Annotated in this window: 23 protein-coding genes; 12 read left to right on the plus strand and 11 right to left on the minus strand. The window is 64.2% G+C overall.

The features are described from left to right. The first annotated feature begins 41 nt into the window (after positions 1–41). Entirely contained in the window at positions 42–962 is a 921-nt protein-coding gene (locus CLU93_RS06785; RefSeq protein WP_143451717.1) for a hypothetical protein, read from the plus strand. A 29-nt stretch (positions 963–991) separates the two neighbouring features. On the opposite strand, the gene CLU93_RS06790 is transcribed toward CLU93_RS06785, so the two are convergent. Continuing rightward, positions 992–2,389, minus strand: coding sequence for a GntP family permease (locus tag CLU93_RS06790; protein WP_099760494.1), 1,398 nt, complete (start codon positions 2,387–2,389; stop codon positions 992–994). 275 nt (positions 2,390–2,664) lie between these two features. Between CLU93_RS06790 and CLU93_RS06795 the strand changes: the two genes are divergently transcribed. The 3 genes from CLU93_RS06795 (at position 2,665) to CLU93_RS06805 (ending at position 6,460) form a co-directional block, all read left to right on the plus strand. Beyond that, positions 2,665–3,888 carry a benzoate/H(+) symporter BenE family transporter gene (locus CLU93_RS06795; RefSeq protein ID WP_373629874.1) on the plus strand — a complete coding sequence of 408 codons (1,224 nt, stop codon included), beginning with the start codon at positions 2,665–2,667 and terminating at the stop codon, positions 3,886–3,888. 96 nt (positions 3,889–3,984) lie between these two features. Beyond that, a complete protein-coding gene (locus CLU93_RS06800; protein ID WP_099760495.1) occupies positions 3,985–5,340 on the plus strand; it encodes an MFS transporter in 1,356 nt (451 codons plus the stop codon). Positions 5,341–5,374: 34 nt separating this feature from the next. After that, complete coding sequence (locus CLU93_RS06805) at positions 5,375–6,460, plus strand: porin (protein WP_099760496.1); 1,086 nt, start codon at positions 5,375–5,377, stop codon at positions 6,458–6,460. Between the two features lie 21 nt (positions 6,461–6,481). Here the strand turns inward: CLU93_RS06805 and CLU93_RS06810 are convergent, their stop codons facing one another. Then, positions 6,482–7,396, minus strand: coding sequence for a LysR family transcriptional regulator (locus CLU93_RS06810; RefSeq protein WP_099760497.1), 915 nt, complete (start codon positions 7,394–7,396; stop codon positions 6,482–6,484). A gap of 100 nt (positions 7,397–7,496) precedes the next feature. On the opposite strand from CLU93_RS06810, the gene CLU93_RS06815 reads away from it, so the two are divergent. The 8 genes from CLU93_RS06815 to pcaD are packed head-to-tail and all read left to right on the plus strand — an operon-like array spanning position 7,497 to position 14,366. Beyond that, entirely contained in the window at positions 7,497–8,606 is a 1,110-nt protein-coding gene (locus CLU93_RS06815) for a muconate/chloromuconate family cycloisomerase (RefSeq protein WP_099760498.1), read from the plus strand. A 10-nt stretch (positions 8,607–8,616) separates the two neighbouring features. Continuing rightward, a complete protein-coding gene (gene catC / locus CLU93_RS06820; protein ID WP_099760499.1) occupies positions 8,617–8,907 on the plus strand; it encodes a muconolactone Delta-isomerase in 291 nt (96 codons plus the stop codon). A 35-nt stretch (positions 8,908–8,942) separates the two neighbouring features. Further along, positions 8,943–9,863 carry a catechol 1,2-dioxygenase gene (gene catA, locus CLU93_RS06825; protein ID WP_099760500.1) on the plus strand — a complete coding sequence of 307 codons (921 nt, stop codon included), beginning with the start codon at positions 8,943–8,945 and terminating at the stop codon, positions 9,861–9,863. 10 nt (positions 9,864–9,873) lie between these two features. Further along, positions 9,874–11,250 (plus strand): benzoate 1,2-dioxygenase large subunit, encoded by a 1,377-nt coding sequence (gene benA / locus CLU93_RS06830; RefSeq protein WP_099760501.1) that lies wholly within the window; start codon positions 9,874–9,876, stop codon positions 11,248–11,250. Further along, complete coding sequence (gene benB, locus CLU93_RS06835) at positions 11,247–11,738, plus strand: benzoate 1,2-dioxygenase small subunit (RefSeq protein WP_099760502.1); 492 nt, start codon at positions 11,247–11,249, stop codon at positions 11,736–11,738. The genes benA and benB overlap by 4 nt, the downstream gene beginning before the upstream one ends. 27 nt (positions 11,739–11,765) lie before the next feature. After that, positions 11,766–12,785: a benzoate 1,2-dioxygenase electron transfer component BenC gene (gene benC, locus CLU93_RS06840; protein WP_099760503.1), complete on the plus strand. Its 1,020-nt coding sequence runs from the start codon at positions 11,766–11,768 to the stop codon at positions 12,783–12,785. A gap of 3 nt (positions 12,786–12,788) precedes the next feature. After that, positions 12,789–13,574 carry a 1,6-dihydroxycyclohexa-2,4-diene-1-carboxylate dehydrogenase gene (locus CLU93_RS06845; RefSeq protein ID WP_099760504.1) on the plus strand — a complete coding sequence of 262 codons (786 nt, stop codon included), beginning with the start codon at positions 12,789–12,791 and terminating at the stop codon, positions 13,572–13,574. Between the two features lie 9 nt (positions 13,575–13,583). Next, complete coding sequence (pcaD, locus tag CLU93_RS06850) at positions 13,584–14,366, plus strand: 3-oxoadipate enol-lactonase (RefSeq protein ID WP_099760505.1); 783 nt, start codon at positions 13,584–13,586, stop codon at positions 14,364–14,366. Positions 14,367–14,379: 13 nt separating this feature from the next. On the opposite strand, the gene CLU93_RS06855 is transcribed toward pcaD, so the two are convergent. From CLU93_RS06855 to CLU93_RS06895, 9 genes are all read right to left on the minus strand, one after another. After that, the gene (locus tag CLU93_RS06855) at positions 14,380–14,763 is read right to left on the minus strand and encodes a hypothetical protein (RefSeq protein ID WP_099760506.1); all 384 of its coding nucleotides are present in this window, start codon (positions 14,761–14,763) and stop codon (positions 14,380–14,382) included. Positions 14,764–14,819: 56 nt separating this feature from the next. After that, the gene (locus CLU93_RS06860) at positions 14,820–16,169 is read right to left on the minus strand and encodes a PepSY-associated TM helix domain-containing protein (protein ID WP_099764273.1); all 1,350 of its coding nucleotides are present in this window, start codon (positions 16,167–16,169) and stop codon (positions 14,820–14,822) included. 8 nt (positions 16,170–16,177) lie between these two features. Continuing rightward, the gene (locus CLU93_RS06865) at positions 16,178–18,301 is read right to left on the minus strand and encodes a TonB-dependent receptor family protein (RefSeq protein WP_257224902.1); all 2,124 of its coding nucleotides are present in this window, start codon (positions 18,299–18,301) and stop codon (positions 16,178–16,180) included. A gap of 77 nt (positions 18,302–18,378) precedes the next feature. Continuing rightward, positions 18,379–18,786 carry a DUF2946 domain-containing protein gene (locus CLU93_RS06870; protein WP_243420125.1) on the minus strand — a complete coding sequence of 136 codons (408 nt, stop codon included), beginning with the start codon at positions 18,784–18,786 and terminating at the stop codon, positions 18,379–18,381. A 47-nt stretch (positions 18,787–18,833) separates the two neighbouring features. Beyond that, positions 18,834–19,430 (minus strand): PqiC family protein, encoded by a 597-nt coding sequence (locus tag CLU93_RS06875; RefSeq protein WP_243420124.1) that lies wholly within the window; start codon positions 19,428–19,430, stop codon positions 18,834–18,836. Continuing rightward, entirely contained in the window at positions 19,427–21,067 is a 1,641-nt protein-coding gene (locus CLU93_RS06880; protein WP_099760508.1) for a PqiB family protein, read from the minus strand. The genes CLU93_RS06875 and CLU93_RS06880 overlap by 4 nt, the downstream gene beginning before the upstream one ends. Then, the gene (locus CLU93_RS06885) at positions 21,060–22,391 is read right to left on the minus strand and encodes a paraquat-inducible protein A (RefSeq protein ID WP_099760509.1); all 1,332 of its coding nucleotides are present in this window, start codon (positions 22,389–22,391) and stop codon (positions 21,060–21,062) included. The genes CLU93_RS06880 and CLU93_RS06885 overlap by 8 nt, the downstream gene beginning before the upstream one ends. 90 nt (positions 22,392–22,481) lie before the next feature. After that, on the minus strand, positions 22,482–23,840 hold the full coding sequence (locus CLU93_RS06890; RefSeq protein WP_099760510.1) for an amidase: 1,359 nt from the start codon (positions 23,838–23,840) through the stop codon (positions 22,482–22,484). A 4-nt stretch (positions 23,841–23,844) separates the two neighbouring features. After that, positions 23,845–24,522 carry a DUF2848 domain-containing protein gene (locus CLU93_RS06895; protein ID WP_096233984.1) on the minus strand — a complete coding sequence of 226 codons (678 nt, stop codon included), beginning with the start codon at positions 24,520–24,522 and terminating at the stop codon, positions 23,845–23,847.

The following is a 24,522-nucleotide window of genomic DNA, read 5'->3' on the forward strand; positions in this document are numbered from 1 at the left end:
ACGCCGCGCCGCAGGCTAGCGCCCCAACAAGGAGCATGATAATGCGCCCAAGCATGACAAGAACACATCAGGTAAATCAAGGCAAGCGTACGGCATCTGGCGCCATGCGCACCAGGCTGTCACGTGACAATAGCAACGCTGTCAAGAAGGCCAGCAACAGCATTACATGGGGTATCACGATCATTTCGGCCATCAGTCTGACTCTTACATTGCTTGGTTATGGCGTCGCCATGGCGGTTGAAACGACATTTGGCATACCACACCAAACAGTCTATACATCCGTATTGGATCTCCTCGGCTTATCGGTCTACGCCATGATTTCCGTGGTTCTGGGAATCGATGCAATCAAATGGCAGCCGATGCTTGAACAGGCTTGGCCAATCGGCCTTGTGGCGACAGCGGGCATGTTCATTTTTATATGCGGCCCGCTTTACTCAGCAACCCGCCAAGCCAAAACACTCATGGGACCGAATAGTTTCTGGCGCTATTTTTGGCGCCCGACCAAACATGACTCAAGCGGCCGCTTGCTGGCCAAGGAGGTGATCAAATCAGGCTTATTGGGCGGATTCATATTCATTAGTCCATTGTTGGTTGCCGGTGGTCTCCTATTCACCGTGATCCTGATTTCCATCGTCCCCATATTTGGCATACAACTGGGAACCCTCTACTTCAGGAAGTTTGTAATTAGCCCAGCCACTTGCGAGCCCGTCAGAGCGCATGCAGCGTTGCTGCAGGTATTCTCCACCCCTCGAAAAAAGAATGTGCCTGTCATCTCGACAGCCAACTGCGTTGCGCTTTTCAAGGATGCAACCCGGGTGGCAATTGGTCGGGTGGTCGTCTCGACACCTGCTGCTATCGTGCTGTTCGAGCCGGTCAGCGGTTCTACACAGCGAGTGCCGATAGGCGAATTAACCGTACAAGTTGTCGATCATGTTCCAGCAATCAATCGCCCTCAACCCTAGCGCAATCCTGACGCACTCAAACCGATGACTCACACCAGTCCGGTCAGATAATAAGTAGCAATCACCAAAAACACGACGCCCGTCTTGATCACGGTGATGCCGAAAATATCGCGGTAGGACTGCCGGTGCGTCAGGCCAGTTACGGCCAGCAGGGTGATGACGGCGCCGTTATGCGGCAAGGTGTCCATGCCGCCGCTGGCCATGGCCACCACGCGATGCATCACTTCCAACGGAATGTGGGCCTGGTGCGCGGCGGCGATGAAGCTGTCGGACATGGCGGCCAGCGCGATGCTCATGCCACCCGAGGCCGACCCCGTGATGCCCGCCAGAGCCGTCACCGAGACGGCCGCATTGACCAGCGGGTCGGGCACGCTGCGCAGCGTATTGCTGACGGCGATAAAACCGGGCAGCGCGGCAATGACGCCGCCGAAGCCATATTCGGAGGCCGTATTCATGGCTGCCAGCAAGGCGCCGCCGACGGCGGTTTTCGTGCCTTCGGCAAAGGAATCCTTGATGCGCCGGAAGGCCGTGGCGCATACCAGCAAAATGCCCAGCAACAAGGCCCCTTCGACGGCCCAGATGCCGACCACGGCGCTGATCGAGGTGGTCACGGGCGCATGCAGGCCCGGCAGCTCATCGCTGGTGATGATGTGGCTGGCGCCATACCAGCGCGGTATCGCATGCGTCAGCAGGAAATTGGCCACACCCACCAGCAACAGCGGCGCAAGCGACAGCAGCGGCGACGGCAGATTCGCCGGGTCGGCCGGGGCGACCGGCTCGGTATCGCCGCCATAGCCTTCGCCGCTGGCCATCACCGAACGCCGCCGCCATTCCAGGTAGGCCAGGCCCGTTGCCACCGTCAGCACGGCGCCGATGGTGCCCAGCCAGGGCGCGGCCCAGCCCGTGGTCTGGAAAAAGGTGGTGGGAATGATGTTCTGGATCTGCGGCGTGCCGGGCAAGGTGTCCATGGTGAAGCTGAAGGCACCGAGGGCGATGGCGCCCGGCATCAGGCGCTTGGGGATGTTGCTTTGGCGGTAAAGTTCGGCCGCAAACGGATACACGGCAAACACCACCACGAACAGCGATACGCCGCCATACGTCAGGGCGCCGCACACGGCCACGATCACGGCATTGGCGCGCGAGCGGCCGATGTAGCGGATGGCGGCCACCACGATGGACTGGGAAAAGCCGGACAGTTCAATCAGCTTGCCGAACACGGCGCCCAGCAGGAACACGGGGAAGTAGAGCTTGATAAAGCCCACCATCTTTTCCATGAAGATGCCGCTGAAGACAGGCGCTACAGCCGACGCGTCGGTCAGCAGCACGGCGCCCAGCGCGGCCACGGGGGCGAACAGGATCACGCTGTAGCCACGGTAGGCGGCCAGCATGAGGAAGGCCAGGGCGGCCAGCACTATCAGAAAAGACATGTCGTTCGGACCTCTGTGGAAAATTTATCGTTCAACAACCATGCAAAAAGTATCATGGTTTGTACTGATTTCCTATTGGTAATATCAATTTCTCCGCAGGTGCAACGTCCCGGACATATTTCCCGCCCCGGCGAGACGCATACCTTTTAAGTATCGAATGGATACCCAATCGGTGTTGGACGCCATTGCCCTGGTTATCTATTCTGCATATATCAGATAACAGTCAGGGTGATATCTTGCCGCAAAGCATAAAACCACAGCAGCACGCAGCCAGCCTGCAGCCGGAACCGCGCGACGGTGGCCAAGCCGCCGGCGGGCTGCGTCTGGCCGACTGGTCAGTATCAGCCGTGGCCGCCGGATTCATGGCCGTGCTGGTGTCGTATGCGGGTCCGCTGGCGATTTTTTACCAGGCGGCCCAGGCGGCACACATGAGCAACGCCATGTTTGCCTCCTGGGTCTGGGGCATTTCCATCGGCGCGGGGCTGGCAGGCATTTTCCTCAGCTGGAAGCTGCGCCTCCCCGTCATCACGGCCTGGTCCGCGCCCGGCACGGCGCTCCTGATCACCCTGTTTCCCGCCATGCCGGTCAGCGAAGCGGTGGGTGCGTACCTGACGGCCGCGCTGATCCTGCTGGCCATCGGCGTGACGGGCCAGTTCGACCGTCTGATGGCGCTCATCCCCAAAGGCATTGCCAGCGGCATGATGGCTGGCATCTTGCTGCCATTTGGCCTGAATGCCTTCAAATCCATCGGCTCGCTGCCACTCCTCAGTTGCGGCATGATCGCCGCCTACCTGGTGTTCAAGCGCCTGCTGCCGCGCTACTGCATCGTGCTGTTGCTGCTCAGCGGCGCGCTGCTGGCCTGGGCCGGCGGCCACACGCACTTTGGCGGCATCACCCTGGAGCTGGCCACGCCGCGTTTCATCGCGCCCACCTGGTCGTGGGCCGGCACCTTCAGCCTGGCGCTGCCGCTGGTGCTGACCACCCTGACCGGCCAGTACCTGCCCGGCATGGCCGTGCTGCGCGGGGCCGGCTATGACAGCCCGGTGCGCCCCATCCTCACGGCCAGCAGCATCGCTTCGCTGGCCGTGGCCTGCGCAGGCGGCATCACGATCGCCATCGCCGCCATCACCGCGGCCATGTGCACGGGACGCGATGCGCACGACGATCCCGCGCGGCGCTACATCGCCGGCGTGGCCAACGGCCTGTTCTACCTGCTCGCCGGCCTGTGCGGCGGCTCGCTGGTGATGCTGTTCGCCGCCCTGCCGCGCGAACTGGTGGCCACCCTGGCCGGCCTGGCACTGCTGGGCGCCATCACCGTCAACCTCGCCGGCATCGCGGCGGCCGAAGACCACCGCGAAGCGTCCGTCATCACCTTCCTTGCCACCGCCTCGGGCATGAGTTTCCTGGGCCTGGGCTCGGCCTTCTGGGGCATTTTGATCGGCATGCTGGCCTGCTGGCTCCTGCATGCCGGGCGGCGGCAGGCCGCGCGCCCCTCCTGACGCACATCCCGTACTTCCCTTCACCACACCCGCACGCCCATCCGGCCGCGCGGCTGGCCCTCCACAACCCACAACAACACCCAGGAGACTTGCATCATGCGACATATCGACGTACACGAATTATCCGACAAGGCCCGTTTCAACCGCTTCCATGCCGGAGTGCTGCTGTGGTGCGCCCTCATCATCATCTGCGACGGCTATGACCTGGCCGTGGCCGGCATCGCCCTGCCCTCGATCATGAAGGACATGGGCGTGACAGCGCAAAACGCGGGCTTCATGGTCAGTTCCGCGCTGTTCGGCATGATGTTTGGCGCCATCTTCCTCGGCACCATCGCCGACCGTATCGGACGGCGCAAAGCGATCGCCATCTGCATCGCGCTGTTCAGCGTCTTCACGGCGGCGGCGGGCTTCACGCACGACCCGTACACCTTCAGCGCCATGCGCTTCCTGGCAGGGCTGGGCATCGGCGGGGTGATGCCCAATGTGGTGGCGCAAATGACGGAATACTCGCCGAAGAAAATCCGCGCCACCATGGTCACCCTGATGTTCAGCGGCTATGCCGTGGGCGGCATGCTGGCGGCGCTGCTGGGCAAGGGACTGCTGGAAACCTATGGCTGGTCGTCCGTCTTCCTGGCCGCCGGCCTGCCCGTGCTGCTGATACCCGTGATCCTGAAAACGCTGCCCGAATCGATGCCCTTCCTGATCCGCGAAAACCGCCTCGATGAACTCAAGCAGATCGTCGCGCGCATGGAGCCGTCGTATCGTCCCGATGCGGGCGACCGCTTCGCCCTGCCCGCGCAGGATCGCGCCGAGGGCGCGCCCATCGGCAAACTGTTCCAAGATGGGCGCGGCTTCAGCACCGCGATGTTCTGGATCGCCTTTTTCATGTGCCTGTTCATGGTGTATGCGCTCAGCTCCTGGCTCACCAAGCTGATGGCCAGCGCCGGCTACAGCCTCGGTTCGGCCCTGACCTTCGTGCTGGTGCTGAATTTCGGCGCCGTCATCGGCGCCGTCGTCGGCGGCTGGCTGGCGGACCGTTTCAACATCAAGTATGTGCTGATGGGCATGTACGCGCTGGCTGCCGTATCGATTACCCTGCTTGGCTTCAAGGTGCCGACCGAACTGCTGTTCCTGCTGGTGGGCCTGGCCGGCGCCTCGACCATCGGCACGCAGATCGTCACCTATGCCTATGCGGGCCAGTTCTATCCGATGGCGATCCGTTCGACCGGCATCGGCTGGGCTTCGGGCGTGGGCCGCAGCGGCGCCATCCTGGCACCCATCGCCATCGGTACCCTGGTCGGCATGGCGCTGCCGCTGGAACAGAATTTCATGGCCATCGCCATCCCTGCGGCCATCGCCGTCATCGCCGTATCGCTGATACGCCATGGCCGTTCGGCCTCGGTGCAAGCGGCACCGGCGATGCCGCCACGCGCGCGCGCCGTTCAACCATAAGCACCACTACATCACGACAACAACGGAGACCAGTATGAACAACACCATCGCCTGCACGGCATTGATCGCGGCAGGATGCCTGAGCACGGGTGCACACGCCCAGCAAGTAACCATGTACGGCCTGCTTGACCTGGGCATGGCCTACACCACCAATGCCAATGCCGCCGGCGACAGCATCGTCAAGATGCCGTCGCTGACGGCCTCGCTGCCCTCGCGCATCGGCTTTCGCGGCAGCGAAGACCTGGGCGGCGGCATGCAGGCACTCTTTGCACTGGAGACGGGCATCGGCGCCGACACGGGCACAACGGGCCAGGGCAACCGCCTGTTCGGCCGCGCCGCCTATGTCGGCCTGAAAAATGCCTACGGCCAGCTGATGCTGGGCCGGCAAGTGAACATGACCTTCCTCGCCACCGCCAGGTCGGACATCATCGGGCCCAACATCTTCAGCATCAGCAGCCTCGATCTGTACCTGCCCAATGCGCGCAGCGACAACGCCATCGGCTACCTGGGCGTGTTCAAGGAATTGACGGTGGGCGCCACTTACAGTTTCGGGCGCGATGCATCTTCGGCGGGCGGGCCGGCCGCCACCGGCTGCGCGGGTGAAGTGCCCGGCAATGTGCGCGCCTGCCGCCAGGTGACGGGCATGCTGGCCTGGGATACCAGGACATGGGGCGCCTCGGCCTCGTACGACCAGTTGCGCGGCGGCCCCGGCGCGGCCAACGGGCTGGTGCGCGCAACCGATACCGACCGGCGCATTTCGCTCAATGGCTACGCGGTGCTGGGACAAACCAAGATCGGCGGCGGCGCCATCGAGCGCCGCATCGATGCGGCCAGCGACAGCCGCCTGGGCCTGTATTACCTGGGCGCGTCCTACACCTTCGACGGCCCGTGGCAGCTCGACGGCCAGTTGTCGCGCCTGGACGTCAAGGACAGCCCGAAGGCATCCAATCTGGCGGTGCTGCGCGCCACCTATTACCTGTCCAAGCGCACGGCCGTCCACGCCTCCCTGGGCCGCATGCAGAACAAGGGCGGTGCCGCCATCGCCCTCGATGCCGGCGGTACCGTGGGCGCGGGGCTGAATCAGTCCGGCGTGCTGATGGGCGTGCGCCACGCGTTCTAAACGGTGCCTCCCCACGTCGGGCTACAGTTCTTCCTTGACGTGGGGCAGCTTGCAGGCGTCGTAGATCTCATAGATTACGCTGAGCATGTTGGACAGTTCTTCCGAGCGGTCCATCAGCCGCACGCTGAAGATGATGGGCGATACGGCGCGCCGGTCGTCGATGGCGCGGTACACCACGTCGTTGCGCTTCATGCCCTGCAGGCTGTCGGGCACGATGGCAATGCCCTGGCCGGCGCCCACCAGGCCGATGGCGATCTGCAGCTCGCGCACCTCGATCACCTGTTCCGGCACGATCATGCGGTCGCTGAAGGTGGCCAGCACCTGGTCGGCAAAACTGGGCCGGGGTGACTTCGGATAGACGATGAGCGGGTCGTGCAGCAGGTCGTTCATCTTCAGCGGCCCTGCTTGCGCGGCGAGCCGGTGCCCCATGGGCAGCGCCACGATCAGCGGCTCCTCGCGCAGCACGATGCGGCGTATCGCGGCATCCTCGCGCTTGAGGCGGCCGAAGCCGACATCGATACGGCCTTCCTTCAATGCCTGCAGCTGCTCCATCGTGGTCATCTCGTGAAAACTGATCTCCACCGCCTGATAGCGTTCGCGAAAGCGCCGCACGATCTCCGGCAGCAGGCCATACAGGGTAGAGGCGACAAAGCCGATCGACAAGGTGCGCTCGATCTTGCCCACGCGCTGGGTCATCGTCTTCAGGTCGGCAGCCTTGGCCAGCAGCTCCTGCGCATGCGCATAAAAGAAGCGTCCCGCCTCGGTCAGGCGCAAGGGACGCGATCCCTTTTCGATCAGCTGCACTGCCAGTTCCTCTTCCAGCTGCTGGATCTGGCGGCTTAACGGCGGCTGGGCGATATGCAGGCGCTCGGCGGCCCGCGTGAAATTCTTCTCTTCCGCGACGGCAACGAAATAACGCAGGTGACGCAGCTCCATATATACCTTTTAAGTATTGAAACCATACCAAAACAGTGTTGGACGTGGGGGGTGACGGGGAATATCGTACACATACCTGCTCACATTATACAAATTAAATATGATACTCAGCATAGAAACCATCCTCGCCGACGTGCCAACCATCCGCGCGCACAAGATGTCGGTAGCCACCATGAAGTCGCAGACGCTGGTGCTGGTGCGCGTACGCTGCGCCGACGGCATCGAGGGCTGGGGCGAAGCGACCACCATCGGTGGCCTGAACTATGGCGAAGAGAGCCCGGAAAGCATCAAGACAAATATCGACACGCATATCGCCCCCCTGCTGGTCGGCATGGAGGCGAGCGGTGTGGCCATGGCCATGGCGAAAGTGCGCAAGACCATCCAGGGCAACCGCTTTGCCAAATGCGCGATCGAGACAGCCTTGCTCGATGCGCAGGGCCAGCGCCTGGGTGTGCCGCTGAGCGAACTGCTGGGCGGCCGCGTGCGCGATGCGCTGCCTGTCGCCTGGACCCTGGCCAGCGGCGACACGGCGCAGGACATCGCCGAAGCGCAGCAGATGCTGGAACTGCGCCGCCACCGCATCTTCAAGCTGAAGATCGGCTCGCGCAGCGTGGCTGACGATGTCTCGCATGTGCTGGCCATCAAGCGCGCCCTGGGCGACGCGGCCAGCGTGCGGGTCGACGTCAACCAGGCGTGGAGCGAACTCGATGCCATGCGCGGCATCGCCGCACTGCAGGATGGCGGCGTGGACCTGATCGAACAACCGGTGCGCGCCGATAACACGGCCGCGCTGGGCCGCCTGGCTGCCCGTTTCGACGTCGCCATCATGGCCGACGAGGCGCTGCACGGCCCCGGCGACGCCTTCCGCCTGGCCTGCGCCGGCAGCGCCGACGTGTATGCCGTCAAGATTACCCAGTCGGGGGGGCTGATCCCCGCGCAGCAAGTGGCCACCGTGGCACAGCTGGCCGGCATCGGCCTGTATGGCGGCACCATGCTCGAAGGCAGTATCGGCACGGCGGCCAGCGCCCACCTGTGCGCCACCTTTGCCGACCTGTCGTGGGATACGGAGCTGTTCGGGCCCCTGTTGCTGACCGAGGAAATCCTGCGTGAGCCGCTGGTCTACCGCGACTTCATGCTGCAGGTGCCCACCGGTCCCGGCCTGGGCGTACAGATAGACACCGACAAACTGCGCCGCCTGGCGCGCCAATAAGGAGATTGCCATGCTGTTTCACGTGAGGATGGATGTAAAACTGCCGCCCGACATGCCAGCCGACCGGGCCGACGCGCTGAAGAAGGAAGAAAAAGCGCTGGCGCAGCGCCTGCAGGAACAGGGTCAGTGGCGCCATCTGTGGCGCATCGCCGGCCAGTATGCCAACGTCAGCATCTTCGACGTGGCCGGCAACGAGGAGCTGCACGCGCTGCTGCTGTCGCTGCCGCTATACCCCTACATGCAGATCGAGGTGATGCCCCTGTGCCGGCATCCATCTTCGGTCCGCGCCAACGATCTTTAACCGCCGCAGCATCATTCCCAACAGAGGAGACAAACATGACACACAATGACATCGATACCCTGGTAAAAAGCTGGATCGTCGACGCCGCCGACCGGCCGGCCCATCCACGCGTGCAGGCCATCGTCCTGCGCCTCGTGGGCGATCTGTGCAAGGCCATGGAAGACCTCGATATCCAGCCCGCCGAATTCTGGACTGGCCTGGACTTCCTTGCCAACGCGGGCGCCGCACATGAACTGGGCCTGCTGGCGCCAGGCCTGGGCCTGGAGCGCTTCATGGATATCCGCGCCGACGAAGCCGAGGCCAGGGCCGGACTGCAAGGCGGCACGCCGCGCACCATCGAAGGCCCGCTGTATGTCGCCGGCGCCCCCGCAAGCGAAGGCTTTGCCCGTCTTGACGACGGTAGCGAAAGCGCACAGGCTGAAGTGCTGTTCATGCAGGGTACCGTCTACGACCAGCAGGGCAAGCCGCTGCCGGGCGCCAAGGTTGAAGTCTGGCACGCCAACCTGATGGGCAATTACTCGTTCTTCGACCAGAGCCAGTCATCCTTCAATCTGCGCCGCACCATCTACGCCGACGCACAGGGACGCTATCAGTTCCGCAGCATCATGCCCAAGGGCTACGGCTGTCCGCCGGATGGCAGCACGCAGCACCTGCTCGACCTGCTGGGCCGCCATGGCCAGCGCCCTGCCCACATCCACTTTTTCATCAGCGCCGAAGGCCAGCGCCAGCTGACCACGCAGATCAACATCGATGGCGATGCCTACCTGTGGGACGACTTCGCCTTTGCCAGCCGCGAAGGCCTGGTGCCGGCCGTCACGCATGTCAGCAATGCCGCAGCCATCGCCGAAAAGGACCTGCAACAGCCGTTTGCCTCGATCGACTTCGACTTCCACCTGTATCCGGAAACCGCAGCCGCACCGACCTCGCAAATCGAACGCAACCGCGCAGCCGCCTAGAGGTCATGCCATGATCCCCATCCACCCATACCGGCCAGCCGCCAGCCCGGCGCCCGATCTCGATGCCTTGCTGGTCGAGGACCAGGCCACGGGCGACCATCGCCTGCACCGCAGCGCCTTCACCGATGAAGCCCTGTTCGAACTCGAGATGAAGCACATCTTCGAGGGCAACTGGATCTACCTGGCGCATGAAAGCCAGATCGCCAACAACAATGACTACTACACCACGCACATTGGCCGCCAGCCCGTCTTCATCGCGCGCAACCGGCAAGGTGAGCTGAATGCCTTCATCAACGCCTGCAGCCATCGCGGCGCGCAGCTGTGCCGCCACAAGCGGGGCAACAAGGCTACCTATACGTGCCCTTTCCACGGCTGGACCTTCAACAACAGCGGCAAGCTGCTGAAGGTAAAGGACCCGGAGAACGCGGGCTATCCGGAATGCTTCAACAAGGAAGGTTCGCACGACCTGAAAAAAGTCGCGCGCTTCGCCAACTACAAGGGCTTCCTGTTCGGCAGCCTGAACGACAATGTGGCGCCACTCGAAGAATTCCTCGGCGAGGCTGGCAAGATCATCGATATGATCGTCAACCAGTCGCCGGACGGCCTGGAAGTGCTGCGCGGCGCATCCACCTATACCTTCGAAGGCAACTGGAAGCTGCAGGCCGAAAATGGCGCGGACGGCTACCACGTCTCGGCCGTGCATTGGAACTATGCGGCCACCACCAACCGCCGCAAGGAGCAGGCGGCGCAGCGCGAAGACAAGATCCGCGCCATGGATGCGGGTAACTGGGGCCGCCAGGGCGGCGGCTTCTATGCCTTCAAACAGGGGCACATGCTGCTGTGGACGCAATGGGCCAATCCGCAGGATCGGCCCAACTTCGCGCGCCACGCGGACTACGCGCGCCAGTTCGGCAAGCCAACGGCGGACTGGATGATCAGCCGTTCGCGCAATCTTTGCCTGTACCCGAACGTCTACCTGATGGACCAGTTCGGCTCACAAATCCGTTTGCTGCGCCCGATCTCCGTCGACAAGACCGAAGTCACAATCTACTGCATTGCGCCGAAGGGCGAGGACGACGCAGCGCGTGCGCAGCGCATCCGCCAGTACGAAGACTTCTTCAACGTCAGCGGCATGGCCACACCGGATGACCTGGAAGAATTCCGCGCCTGCCAGCAGGGCTATGCGGGCAGCGCAATGCCATGGAACGACATGTGCCGCGGTGCCACGCACTGGATCGAGGGCGCCGACGCGGCCGCGCAAGAGATCGGGCTGGCGCCAATCATGAGTGGCGCGCGCACCGAGGATGAAGGCCTGTATACGGTGCAGCACCGCTACTGGCTCGACGTCATGAAAAAAGCCCTCGCCGCACAGGGAGAACAGCCATGAGCGCCATCGCGCAGCACGACATCGCCAGTTTCCTGTACCGCGAAAGCCGCCTGCTGGACGACGAACAATGGGACGACTGGCTCGATTGCTACCACCCGGATGCACAATTCTGGATGCCGGCCTGGGACGATGACGACACCCTGGTCACCGATCCGCAGCGCGAAATTTCGCTGATCTTCTACCCGACCCGACAGGGCCTGGAAGACCGCGTCTTCCGCATCAAGACCGAGCGTTCCAGCGCCAGCATGCCGGACACGCGCACCAGCCACAACATCGCCAACATCGAGCTGGAAAGCCAGGACGGCGCCATCTGCACGGTGCGCTTCAACTGGCATACGCTGAGCCATCGCTACAAGCGCGACTACAGCTACTTCGGCATGTCGCGCTACATCATCGACTTTTCCGGCGCACAGCCGCTGATCCTGAACAAGTATGTCGTCCTGAAGAACGACTACATCAACCAGGTCATCGACGTGTACCACATTTAACAAGCTTCACCAGCAAGGAGACCGACGATGAGCCATAACATCGCCCTGCAATTCGAAGACGGGATCACCCGCTTCATTTCATGTAACGACAATGAAAAGCTGTCCGATGCGGCTTATCGCCAGAAAATCAACATCCCGCTCGATTGCCGCGACGGCGCTTGCGGCACCTGCCGCGGGCACTGCGAGTCGGGCAGCTACGACTTGCCCGCATCGAGTTATATCGAGGATGCGCTGACGCCGGAAGAAGCGGCGCAAGGCCATATCCTGGCTTGCCAGATGCGCCCCACCTCCGACTGCGTGGTGAAGATCCCGGCCACCTCCGCCGCCTGCAAGACGGCCGTGGCCAGCCACGCCGGCACGGTGGCAGCGGTACGGCATCTGTCGCCATCGACGATCGCCTTCGCCATCGACCTGGCCGATCCTGCCGCGCTCGACTTTCTGCCGGGCCAGTACGTCAACGTGGCCATTCCCGGCACCGCGCTGACACGCTCGTACTCGTTCAGCTCCGCGCCAGGCGCGGCCCAGGCGCAGTTCGTGGTGCGCAATGTCCCTGGCGGGCAGATGAGCGGCTACCTGAGCGACGCGGCCCAACCGGGCGCAGCGGCCAGCTTCGCCGGTCCCTATGGCAGCTTCTACCTGCGGCCCGTGCAACGCCCTGTCCTGCTGCTGGCGGGCGGTACCGGCATCGCGCCATTTTTGTCAATGCTGGGCGCCCTGGCCACGCACGGCTTTCCCCAGCCCGTGCGCATGGTGTACGCCGTCACCAATGAGCACGACCTGGTGGAACTGGAGCAGCTCGCCCGCATCGCCTCTGCCCATCCGCAGTTCTCCTATGTCACCTGCGTGGCGGCCGCCGACAGCGCGCATGCGCGCAAGGGCTATGCGACTGCCCACGTGGAGCCGGCATGGATGAACGGCGGCGATGTCGATGTGTACCTGTGCGGCCCTGTCGCCATGGTCGATGCGGTGCGCAACTGGCTCAATGAGACGGGTGTGACGCCCGCCAACTTCTACTACGAGAAATTCTCGGCAAGCAGCGGAGCGTGAACAATGAGTGATCGTCAACGATTTTCCGACAAGGTCGTGCTGGTAACGGGCGCGGCGCAGGGCATAGGCCGCGGCGTGGCGCTGCGCGCCGCGCGCGAAGGCGCGCAGCTGGTGCTGGCTGATCGCGCCGATCTGGTCGAACAGGTGGCAGCCGAAGCGATTGCCCTGGGCGCGCGCGTCAGCGTCTGCAAGGCAGATCTGGAACACTATGCAGGCGCGCGCCAGCTGGCCGAACTGGCCATGGCCGATTTCGGCCGCATCGACGTATTGATCAACAATGTGGGCGGCACCATCTGGGCACAGCCTTTCGAGGTCTACCGGGAAGAACAGATCGAAGCGGAAATCCGCCGTTCGCTGTTCCCCACTCTCTGGTGCTGCCGCGCGGTGCTGCCGGCCATGCTGGAACAGGGCAGCGGCGCCATCGTCAATGTCTCGTCGATCGCCACGCGCAGCATCTACCGCGTGCCGTACGCGGCGGCCAAAGGTGGCGTGAATGCGCTGACGGCCAGCCTGGCGCTGGAAAACGCGCAACACGGCATCCGCGTCAATGCAGTCGCCACGGGCGGCACGGAAGCGCCGCCACGCGCGATTCCGCGCAACAGTACGCCACTCAATGAACAAGAGCTGCGCTGGTATCAGGGCATCGTCGACCAGACCATCGCCAGCAGCGCCATGCACCGCTATGGCAGCATCGACGAACAAGTGGGCGCGATCCTGTTTCTCGCCTCGGATGAAGCGTCGTACATCACGGGCAGCGTGCTGCCTGTCGGTGGCGGCGATCAGGGATAAGGGGCGCATATGCCAATCGCAGACATCAATGGACTATCACTGCATTACCGCAGCGAAGGCGATCCGCACAAACCCTGCGTAGTGCTGTCGAACTCACTGGGCACGGACCTGTCCATGTGGGATGCGCAAGCCGAAGCACTGGCGCCGCACTTCCACGTGCTGCGCTATGACACGCGCGGCCATGGTGCCTCCGGCAGTCCGCCCGGCCCCTACAGCGTGCAGATGCTGGGCCAGGACGTGGCAGGCCTGCTCGACCACCTGCGGATCGGCCAGGCGCATTTCTGCGGCCTGTCGATGGGCGGCGTGATCGGACAATGGCTCGCCATCCATGCGCCGCAACGCCTGCGCAAGCTGGTGCTGGCCAATACAGCGGGCAAGGTAGGCACACAGGAAGGGTGGAATAGCCGTGCGCGCGCCGTGCGCCAGGAGGGACTCGACGCCATCGCGGACGGCGCGGCCGGACGCTGGTTCAGCCCGGGATTCATCGCCGCGCGCCCGGCCACCATCGCCGCCATGCTCGACAAGTTGCGCCGCCAGGATGCCGAAGGCTATGCCAGCTGCTGCGACGCCCTGGCCAGCGCCGACCTGCGCGGCGCCATCCATGCCATCGCCGCACCGACACTGATCATCGCCGGCACGCTCGATCCGGTCACCACCATCGCCGATGCCTTGCTGATGCAGCAGGCTATCTTCCATGCGGACGTGGCCACCGTCGACGCGTCGCACCTGTCGAACATCGAAGCGGAACTGGCCTTTACGGGACGACTGCTGGACTTCCTGCGCGCAGACTAAACCCGGCGACGCATCACGCTGCGTCGGCCAGCAATGCCGGCCGCAGCGCGCGGATGCGCAGCTCCGTGAAATAGCCGCCCGCCTCGTTGTAGCGCAGGTAGTGGCGGCCGCAGTTCAGGCAGCGCGCCACCTGGCTCAGGTTGGCGGGATAGTAACGGGGCGCGATGGGCGCCTCGATGCTGTCATAACGCGTACCATGCGGGTGGTATTCGGCAAACGTCGGTTCCTCGTACGGGTCTTCGCGCAGGGTGCCGATTTCTTCAAACCGATCCAGCTCCAGCGAGGTGGGCAGGCGTTGCCAGGCATCGAGCGGCACGGTGCAGCAGCTGCATTTTTTTGTCACCAGGGCCGACGCGGCGGCCAGTGCGGACAAGGCGGGAAAGTCGATGAATATCATGTTCAGCCATTGCAAGGGTGCGGCCCATGGCAACGAGCCTGGCCGCGCCCCTTATTCTAGCGCAGACGCACCCTGCCGATACGCGCACCCCATTTCGCCAGCAGCAGCTCCAGCAGCATCAGCATGCCGCCGGAAATGAGCAGCAGCGGCATCAGCGCGCACATGCCGGCCGCCACCAGCCAGGCCAGCGCGGACGGCGAGGTCCAGGCGCCCGGCAGCAGCCGGGGCAAGCCCAGCGAGCCTGGCGGGCGGCGCTTGAAGAACATCACCCAGCCCGACACCAGCGAGAACAGCACGCTGGCGCCAAACAGCAGCAGCAAGGCCTGGTTCCACCAGCCGAACTCCCCGCGATGAAATGGAATGCCGATGGCCGTGGCCTTGCCGAACGCCGTCTGCGCCTGCCACCCCGCATAGTACAAAGGCTTGCCGCTGTAGGCGTCGAATTGCAGATCGAAGCGTAAGGTGGGCTGGCTGCGGTCGGCCATGGTGGCGCGCCACACATCGTCCTGGCTGGCCGGCGCCGTCAGCTGCACGGCGATGGCCAGTGCATGGCTGCGCGCCACCTGCCACGCATCCTGCCAGTCGAGCGGCGCGCCCTCCTCGCGCGAATGCAAACCGCGCGGCACGGGCGGCGGCGCCTGGCCGCTGATGTCGCGCAGCGCGCGGATGCGTCCGCCCGCCTGCTGGCTCCACGTCAGCCCTGTCGTCAGGATCACGACGCTGACGATGCCGAGCGCCACGCCGAGAAAAGCATGCCACTGGCGCCAGCCATTGCGCCCCCGCGCGCCCCGCTTCGGCAAGCCAGATTGCGCGCCGCGCGGCCACCACAGCACCACGCCCGTCACCAGCATCACCATCAGCCAGCTGGCGGCCAGCTCGATCATCCAGCGCCAGCCATCGTTTTGCAGCAGGCGCGAATGCAGTTTTTTCGCCCAGTTGCCGAAGCGCTCGCTGCTGGCCAGGCTGCCCAGCACGCGCGCGTCATACGGATTCACATACACGATGATGGCTTGCGCGGGCAGGCCGAACTTCGGCCTGGGGGGCGTGACCGGCGCGGCATGTCCGCCATGGCCCGCATGTTCATCCTGCGCGCCGCCGGGTGGCGCGAACGCCACCTGCACCGCGTCGTCCTGTTGAAACGGCGGCACCACGTGTTGCACTGTCCAGACACGCGGCGCCGCCCGTTCGGCTGCCGCCACGGCGGCGTCCAGCGGCAGCATCGACGCCTGCGGCGTCACATGGTCGAGGTGCTGGTACAGCCTTGCCTCGATCTGCGGCGTGAACACATACAAAATACCCGTCAGGGTGGCCACCAGCGCAAACGGCGAGGCGATCAGCGCGGCCCAGAAGTGGATGCGCCAGTACAGGCTTTTACGCCGTGCGATGAGAAAGGTGTGATCGTCCATGGCCAGCCTCACAGTGCGTTGAAGGTATAGCCCAGGCCCAGCATCACGCTGCGCGGCGCACCGGGCGTGTACTGGTTCTGGCTGTTCGGTGCATAACTGCCCGTGCCCGAATAACTGCTGCTGGCCGAATCGGCATAGCGTTTGTCCATCAGATTGCGCACCTGCGCCCACGCTTCCAGCCCGCGCGCGAGCTGGTAGCTGGCGCGCAGGTTCAGCAAGGCGTGGCCCTTGTACTCCACCGTATTGGCGTTATTCATCCAGTAGCGGCCCTGGTGCACGGCTTCGAGCGCGATACGCGCGCCGGCCACGGGCTTGTAGCCGATCTCGATCGAGGTGACGTCGCGCGGCGCCTGCGGCATGCTGCGGCCGCTGTAATCGAGGCTGGCGGAGACCTGGTAACGCAGGTAGCGGTGGCGTGCGATGGCCGTGGCGAAGCGCGCGTCGAACAGGCCGCTGTCGTAGTTCAGGCCCAGCTCCAGCCCTTCGCTGCGCGTGCGTCCCGCATTGCGGTTTTCGCTGTTGCCCGGCGAGAGCGTATAGCTGACGATGGTGTCGCGCCCGTCGAGGCGGTACAGGGCCGTGTCGAGTTTCAAGCGGCCCTGCAGGAACGCCCAGCGCAAGCCCAGTTCATAGTTGTTGTAGACGGATGGCTGCAGGTCGGCGATACCCGTCTTGCCATACAGCTGGCTCACCTCGGGCGGCGTAAAACCCTGGCTGACGTTCGCATACGCGCTGCCCGCCTGGCCGATGGCGTAGGTGGCACCCAGCTTCGGGCTCACATGCGAAAAGCTGCGCGACTCGTCGGGCGCGCCGTAATTGACGCTGCCGCCGGGCGCCAGCTGGTTGTGGTAATCATAGCGAATGGCGTCCGAGCGTCCGCCCAGCACCACGCGCGTGCCGGCCAGCGGAGAAAATTCCCATTGCGCGAAGACGGCCGTGTTCAGAATGTCCGTCTGGTAGTCGCGCACGCCCTGCGGATTGGACGCATTGGCCAGCGTATAGCGCAGGTAGCGGCCCGTGGCCGCATCGCGCACGATGGACAGATTATCGCTGACAAAGGGATTGTCGCTCTTGTCGACGTACACGCCGGCAATCAGGCGCGAACGCAGCCACGCGAATTCCTGCTGGTGTTTCACGTCCAGCCCCAGCGAATCGACGTGGTTGTTGTTGATGACGCCCTTGCACAGCATGCCTGCGCAGCTGCCGATGGAATACGCGGGAATCTGCCCATGGTCATTTTTGCGCGTAAACACGGTAACGGTGCTGGTGCCATGGGCCGTCGTCGCGCCCTCCCACGCCAGATTCATGCGCGTGGTCTTGTCCTTGCGGTAGGTAAACGTGTTCAGGCTCTTGCCGCGATTGTTGCGGTAGTCATTCTCGAACAGACTGCCCGTCATGGCCGCATCGAGATCCGTGTGGACGAGGGTGGCGCGCAGCTGCGACGTGGAACTGAGCGCATAGTCGGCGCGCAGCGAGAACGAATCCTTGTCGCCATAGCTGTACTCTTGCCAGTTGTCGCGCGAACGGCGCGAGCTGTAATGAGAAAAGCGCAATCCCAGCGGACCCCAGGTATCGCTGGCGGAGGTGTCGTAGCGGGTGAAACCGCCCACGTTATCGCGCCGCACGCCCACCTTGGCCGTCGGCGTGGCGCTGGCGCCGGCCGTCAGGAAATTGACGGCGCCGCCGACGGCATTGCTGCCATACAGCGAGGAAGCAGCGCCCTTCACCACTTCCACGCCGCTGGCGCCCGCCATGTTCATTTCATTGAGCGAGTTGTGATTGAAGACGCCCAGCGGACGGATGGGGATGCCATCTTCCAGGTACTGGTAGACGGCATTCGTGCCGATGGGCTGGCGGATGCTCATGCTGTGCTGCTCATTGCCCAGGTCATTCCAGTACACGCCGGCGATACGGTTGAGGATATCGCCCATGGTCTTGGGCTTGTCGCGTTCCAGCGTTTTGGCATTGACGACGCCGATGGCCTGCGGCGTCTCGGACAGCCACGATTGCGCGCGCGAACCGGAAACGACGACGGTGTCGATGGCATGGTCCGCTTGATCAAGTTGCTGCGCCCGCGCGCACGGGTAAGCCACGGTGATGGCAGCGGCCAGCACCAATAATTTCTTGTGCATGTGATTCTCGTATAAGTGTGCGGATGCTGCCCGTCGCGCCGGAAGACGCGCAGGGCAAGCACTAAAAATGCATGGACTTAGACGAGGGCGGGCGGCGCGCGCGATTGCGCGGTGGACCAGATGAACAGCGGGGATGGGGACTGGTAGTACAGCGCCGGGAAAATGGCCGTACCGCTGGCAACGGGCAGCGGCAGCACGGGGCTGGCGGGCGGCAGGCCGACGGAACCCGCATGCGTGGAACAGAAGGCGCAATGCTCCATCTGCATGGCCTTGCCACCGGATTTTTCGTCGGCGGCGCCGTCATCGCCCTGCACAAGCTGGACAAAACGGATGCCGGCCACCGAGCAGATTTCCGCCCAGCCGGAGCCGGATTCCTGCTTGGCGTTGGCGACGGCCTGGGAAATCGATGGCGCGAGCGCCGCCAGCAGGATCGCAAAGCAGGCGATCCAGGCGGCAAAGCGGCGCGTGAACAAGGTCATTCCCATGGCCGCATTTTACCAGCGGCCGCCGGGACTGGGTAGCGAAAAGCGGCTCAGGATGCCGGGCAGGCGGCGTTGCCGTTGTCAAAAGCGCGCACCACGCTGGCCGTATCGGCGGCGATGCGGCCCACGGCGCGGCGGTGGCCCAGCACCAGTTCATCGTAGCCCGCGCCCACCTTTTCATTGGCGATCGTACGGCAAGTCACCACCTTGTTGCTGGCCAGCTGGCGCACGCTCCACACGGCATCGATCAGCGCATACTGGCCCATCACGGACTCGAAACGCTGCACATTGGTGCTGATGCGGTACACGGGCAGGTTGTCGGGATGCGGCGTGCGGAACACATCGATGGCGCCCAGATCGTTCGTCACGGCCGTCGACAGGGCCTGGCCGATCTCGCCGGCCAGCGGCCCCGCCCAGCGCTGCTGCTCCAGCAATTCGATGCGTCCCGACGGCGCCGTCACAACAAACTGGTTACGGCTCACCTGCTGCGGCACGCTGACAGCCAGCACCTCGACATAGTATTTGACGGGTTTGGCCGGCTGCGCATCGGCGCCGCCACTGAGCGTATAGAAATGCTCGGACTGGGGCGTGGAGCAGGCGCCCAGCAGGCTGCCAGCCAGCAGCGCGGAAAAAATCGGTTTCATCATTTTTTTTCATCTCCTTTTTTACCGCGGATCAGGGACTCGGGATGACGTTCCAGATAATCCGACAGGGCATTGAGCGATTGCAGGGTTTGCGTCAGTTGCTGCAAGGCCTGGCGCACGTCCGACTGCAGCGGCGAATCCTTTTGCAGCACCTGTTCGGCCGTGCCAAAGGTTTGCTTCGCCGCCGTCAGGGTATCGCGCATTTCCGGCACCACCTGGCCATCGAGCTGCTTGAACAGGGTATTGGCCTGCTTGATGGTGGCATTCAAATTGTTGCCGATCTCCGCATATGGCACCTGATCGAGCTTGCGGGCGATGCTGGCGATCTGCGTCTGCAGTTCATCCAGGGTATTGGGCACGGTGGGCACTTCCAGCGGATACCTGTTCAAGTCCAGCGCCACCTTCGGCGCTTTCGGGAAGAAGTCCAGCGCGATGTACAGCTGGCTGGTGAGCAGGTTGCCCGTGCGCAGCTGCGCGCGCAAGCCGCGGCTGACCATGCGTTCGAGCAGCTGGTGGCCGGCCGAGCCTTCCGCATCGTCGACGGCCGTCTTGAAACGCATGCCCAGGCGGGCCGGATACAGACTGACGGTGACGGGCATGCGGAAGTTCTTCTTCACGGGATCGAATTCGATGCCCACCGAGCGCACCTCGCCCAGCACGATGCCGCGGAAGTCCACCGTGGCGCCAGGCTGCAAGCCACGCAGGGACTGGTCGAAATAGAAGACGGTGGTGATCGCCTCGCCATCGGGTTCGCGCATGGCGCTGGCCTCGTCGGCCGCCAGGCGGAAATTGGTATTGGCCGGCGCGGGCTCCTCGGGCTTGCGACCGTTTTCCGCCTCGAAGGCGATGCCGCCCACCAGCATGGCCGCCAGCGACTGCGTATTCAATTTGAAGCCGCTCGAATCGAGGCGCACGTCGACGCCGCTGGCATGCCACCAGCGCGCATTCTTGCCGACGAACTGGTCGTACGGGGCGTTCACGAAGACCGACATGGTGATGCCATTGCCATCCTTGTCCAGCGCGAAGCTGACCACCTTGCCCACGCGCAGGCGGTGGAAGAACAGCGGCGAGCCCACGTCGACGGAGCCGAGGCTGTCCGCATGCAGCGTATACAGCTTGCCCTTCTGGTCACCGGCCACGGCGGGCGGGTTTTCCATGCCGACGAAGTTCTCTTTTTTGGCTTCCGACTTGCCCGTGTCGACGCCGATGTAGGCACCCGACAGCAAGGTGCCCAGCCCCGTCACGCCGCTGGCACCGATCTGCGGGCGCACCACCCAGAAGCGCGAATCGGCGGTAGCGAAGCGCCGCGCTTCCTTGCTCATGTCGATCGTCACCAGCACCTTGCTCAAGTCCTCGCCGAGGGTAATGGCGCGCACCTGGCCAATGTCGACATCCTTGTACTTGACCTTGGTCTTGCCCGGCTCCAGACCTTCGGCGCTCTTGAAGCTGACCGTCACCGTGGGTCCCTGGTCGAGGATGGACTTGGCGGCCAGGCCGGCGCCGATCAGCGCGGCCAGCAGCGGAATGAGCCATACCAGCGACGGCAGCCAGCGGCTGCCCTGTTCCACATCGGGTTCCGGCAACGGGGGGACGCCCTGGCCACCCGTTTCGGCAAGGTCGCCTGCTTCTTTGTCAGACATGCTGTTCTCCAATAACTGTATTGTTTCCGGTATTTGCCACCACCACGGGTTCTTCCTCTCCCGGCACCTGCCCGTCGACGGGGTCCCAGATCAGGCGCGGGTCGAACTGCATCGCCGCCAGCATGGTCAGCACCACCACGGCGCCAAAGGCCAGCGCGCCGGGTCCGGCCGTGATCACGGCCAGCGACTTGAAGCGCACCAGCGCCACCGTCAGGGTGACGACAAAGATGTCGAGCATGGACCAGCGGCCGATGAATTCGACCATGCGGTACAAGATGGTGCGCTGGCGCGGCCGCCAGCGCGAACGCCGCTGCGCCGTGAACGCCAGCAGCGCCAGCACGCCCAGTTTCAACATCGGCACGACCACGCTGGCGATGAAAATGATGATGGCCAGGCCTTTCGAGCCGCTGGTCCAGAACAGCACCACGCCGCTCATGATGGTGTCGTTTTGTGCGCCAAACAGGGAATACGTCACCATCACGGGCAGCAGGTTGGCGGGAATGTAGAGGATCATGGCGGCGATCAGCAAGGCCCAGGTACGGTTGATGCTGTCCGGTTTGCGTACGTGCAGGGCCGTGCCGCAGCGCACGCACGCCAGATGCTTGCCCTTGCCCAGAGGCGGCGCCACCAGGCCGCAGGCGTGGCAAGGCACGATCTTCGCGCCCGGCGCGAAAGCCTTGTAGCGGATGCCGGGCAGCGCTTGACGGGTCAGGTCGTCGCCCAGGTTCCACAGGGCCTTGGGATCAAACGAAACGACGATGGCCAGCATCAGGGTCAGCGCGCCAAACGCGAACAGCCCCGGTTGCGGCAGCACGGTCGCCAGGCTGGTCATCTTCACGACGGTAATCAGGATGCCGATCATCAGCACTTCCGTCATGCCCCACTCGCGCGCCGTCTGCACGGCGCGCAGCACGCGGTTAAAGCCCGGCACTTTGACGCCGCCGCGCAAGCCCAGCGCCACATACAGCAGGGAAGCGAGTTCGATGGCGGGAAAGAGGATGGTAAACAGGAACACCATCGTCGCCACGATGTGCATCTGCTCGGACCACAGCACGCGGATGGAGCCGAGCAAGGTGGCGCTGGAGGTCAGGCCGTTGACGTCGAGTTCGACGATGGGAAAAAACTGGGCGATCAGGAAGACGAAGGCGGCGCCCAGGGTCAGCGCCACCACCTTGGTCAATTCGGCCGATGCGCCGCGCGCGTGCGCGCCCCGGTATAGCACCGAGCGGCAACGGATGCAGCGCGCCTTTTCGCGTGGACGCAGCGGACGTTTGCGGTACAGCGCGCCGCAGTCATGACAGCTAATCAGGTCGTATCGGTGCACAGTTGAAGTTTGCCGGCGCCCGAAGCGCGACTATCCCATGTCAATGCCAGCTATCATATTACAAACCCGGCATTTTCCTGCACTGAGGCACTATTCTTTTCCACGCCCCCGCAGCAGCGCCTCCACGGCGCGGCCAATTTGCAGCACTGTATCGTCGGCGCCGGCCAGGCCGCAAATGCCCAGCCCCACAGGCAATTCGCCATCCGCATGGCAAGGCAGGGACAAGGCGCAGCCGTCGAGGAAGTTGATCACGCTGGCGTTGCGCAGCACCAGGCCGTTCGTGGCAAAGAAGGTGGCGTCATCCGCTTCCAGCGGCGCGACCTGCGGCGCGAGAATAGCCACGCTGGGCATCAGCCAGGCGTCGAATGGCGCCAGACGCTGCTTCGCGATGGCGATCAGGCGCGCGCGCGCATCGAGCAAGTCGATGTAGTCCGCTGCGCCTTGCTGCTGGCCGCGGCGGATACGCGCCGCCACGCGCTGGTCGTATTGCGCGCCATTCTCTTCAAGTAAGGCCTTGTGCCAGTGCCACGCTTCCGCCGCCACCAGGCCGCCGCTGCCATTGATACCCGGCAGTTCCAGCAATTCGGGGAAATCGAACTGTTCCACCTGCGCGCCGGCCGCGCGCAATTTGTCCAGCGCGGCATCGAAAGCCTGCTGCACCTGCGGCTCCACGTGCGTACCGACGTAGTCAAGGGTAACGCCGAAGCGCAAGCCTTTCAATGCTGGTGCCTGCGCGCCGATGTCATGGCCCGACAACGCTGCGTACAAAATGGCGCAGCAATCGACACTGTGTGCGATGGGGCCGGCCGAGTCGAGGGAGCGAGATAACGGCACTGTGCCGGCCAGCGGCACGGACGCGGCCGTCGGCTTGAAGCCCGTCAGGCCGCAAAACGCGGACGGGATGCGGATCGAGCCGCCCGTGTCCGTGCCCAGCGCGCCGGCCGCCATGTCCAACGCCACCGTGACGGCGCCGCCCGAGGTGGAGCCGCCTGCCACACGCGCGTGGTCGTGCGGATTGCGCGGCGTGCCGTAATGGGGATTCAAGCCCAGGCCGGAGAATGCAAATTCGCTCATGTTGGTGCGGCCCAGCAGGACGGCGCCGGCCGCGCGCAGGCGCGCCACGGCAAGTGCATCGGCACCGGCGGGCGGCGCGTCGGCCAGCGCCAGCGAGGCGGCGCTGCTGACCTGCCCCCTGACGTCGAACAGGTCCTTGATGGAAATAGGCACGCCGGCCAGCGGCGAGGCAACGATGCCCGCGGCGCGCGCCGCATCGCTGGCCCGCGCTTCCATCAGCGCCTGTTCACCATCGAGGCTGACATACGCATGGCCGCCTTGCGCCCGGTGCGCCTCGGCGCGCGCCAGCATCTGCTGTGTCAGTGCCACGCTGGTGAGGCGGCCGGCGGCCAGGTCGGCGGCCAGTTCGCGGATAGTCTTGGTCAACTGGGTCATTCTCTTATCCTTCCACGGGCAGGGTTTGCACGGCATAGCGGTGCTGCAGGCAGCGCTGCAAGGCTGGATCATACAGCTCCAGCTCGAACGCGTCGCCATGGCCCATTTCGCCAATGATCGGTTGCGTGCCGCAGAACATCGCGCTGCCCACGGGCAGAGTCGCTTGCCCCGTGTAGCGCAGGATCAGGTCTTCCGGCGACAGCATGCGGGTCACGGGGCCATCCTGGTACAGGGCAGGTACGCCGGCGCGTTCGCGCCAGGAACGCATCTGCAACTGATCCCAATGGCCGGCCACGTCGGCATAGCGCCACAGGGTATCGCCCACGGGCTTGCCGCACATCTGCTTGGACACCGTCACGCCATAGCTTTCCACCTTGCGGTCCGTGTGGTCGGAACCTATCCCCACCAGCAAGCCATATTCGGTGGAAAACAGCACGAACTCGGCCTCGCCGGACGAATCCAGGCCCGGCACTTCGATGGCGGCATCGCTCGACAGCAGCGCCGCCGCCACGCGGTAAAACGTCGGCACGCTTTTCGGGCGCGCCACGCCGATGGCTTCTAGTTCGGCGATATGGTGTTCGACCATCGCCACGTCGCGGCCCGTCCAGCCGGCGATGATGAGATTATCGATGTCGAAGGTAACGGGGCCGTGGCCTGCCAGTTGAAAACTCAATGTCGTCAT

Source organism: Janthinobacterium sp. 35 (assembly GCF_002754575.1).
GTDB classification, from domain to species: Bacteria; Pseudomonadota; Gammaproteobacteria; order Burkholderiales; family Burkholderiaceae_D; genus Janthinobacterium; species Janthinobacterium tructae.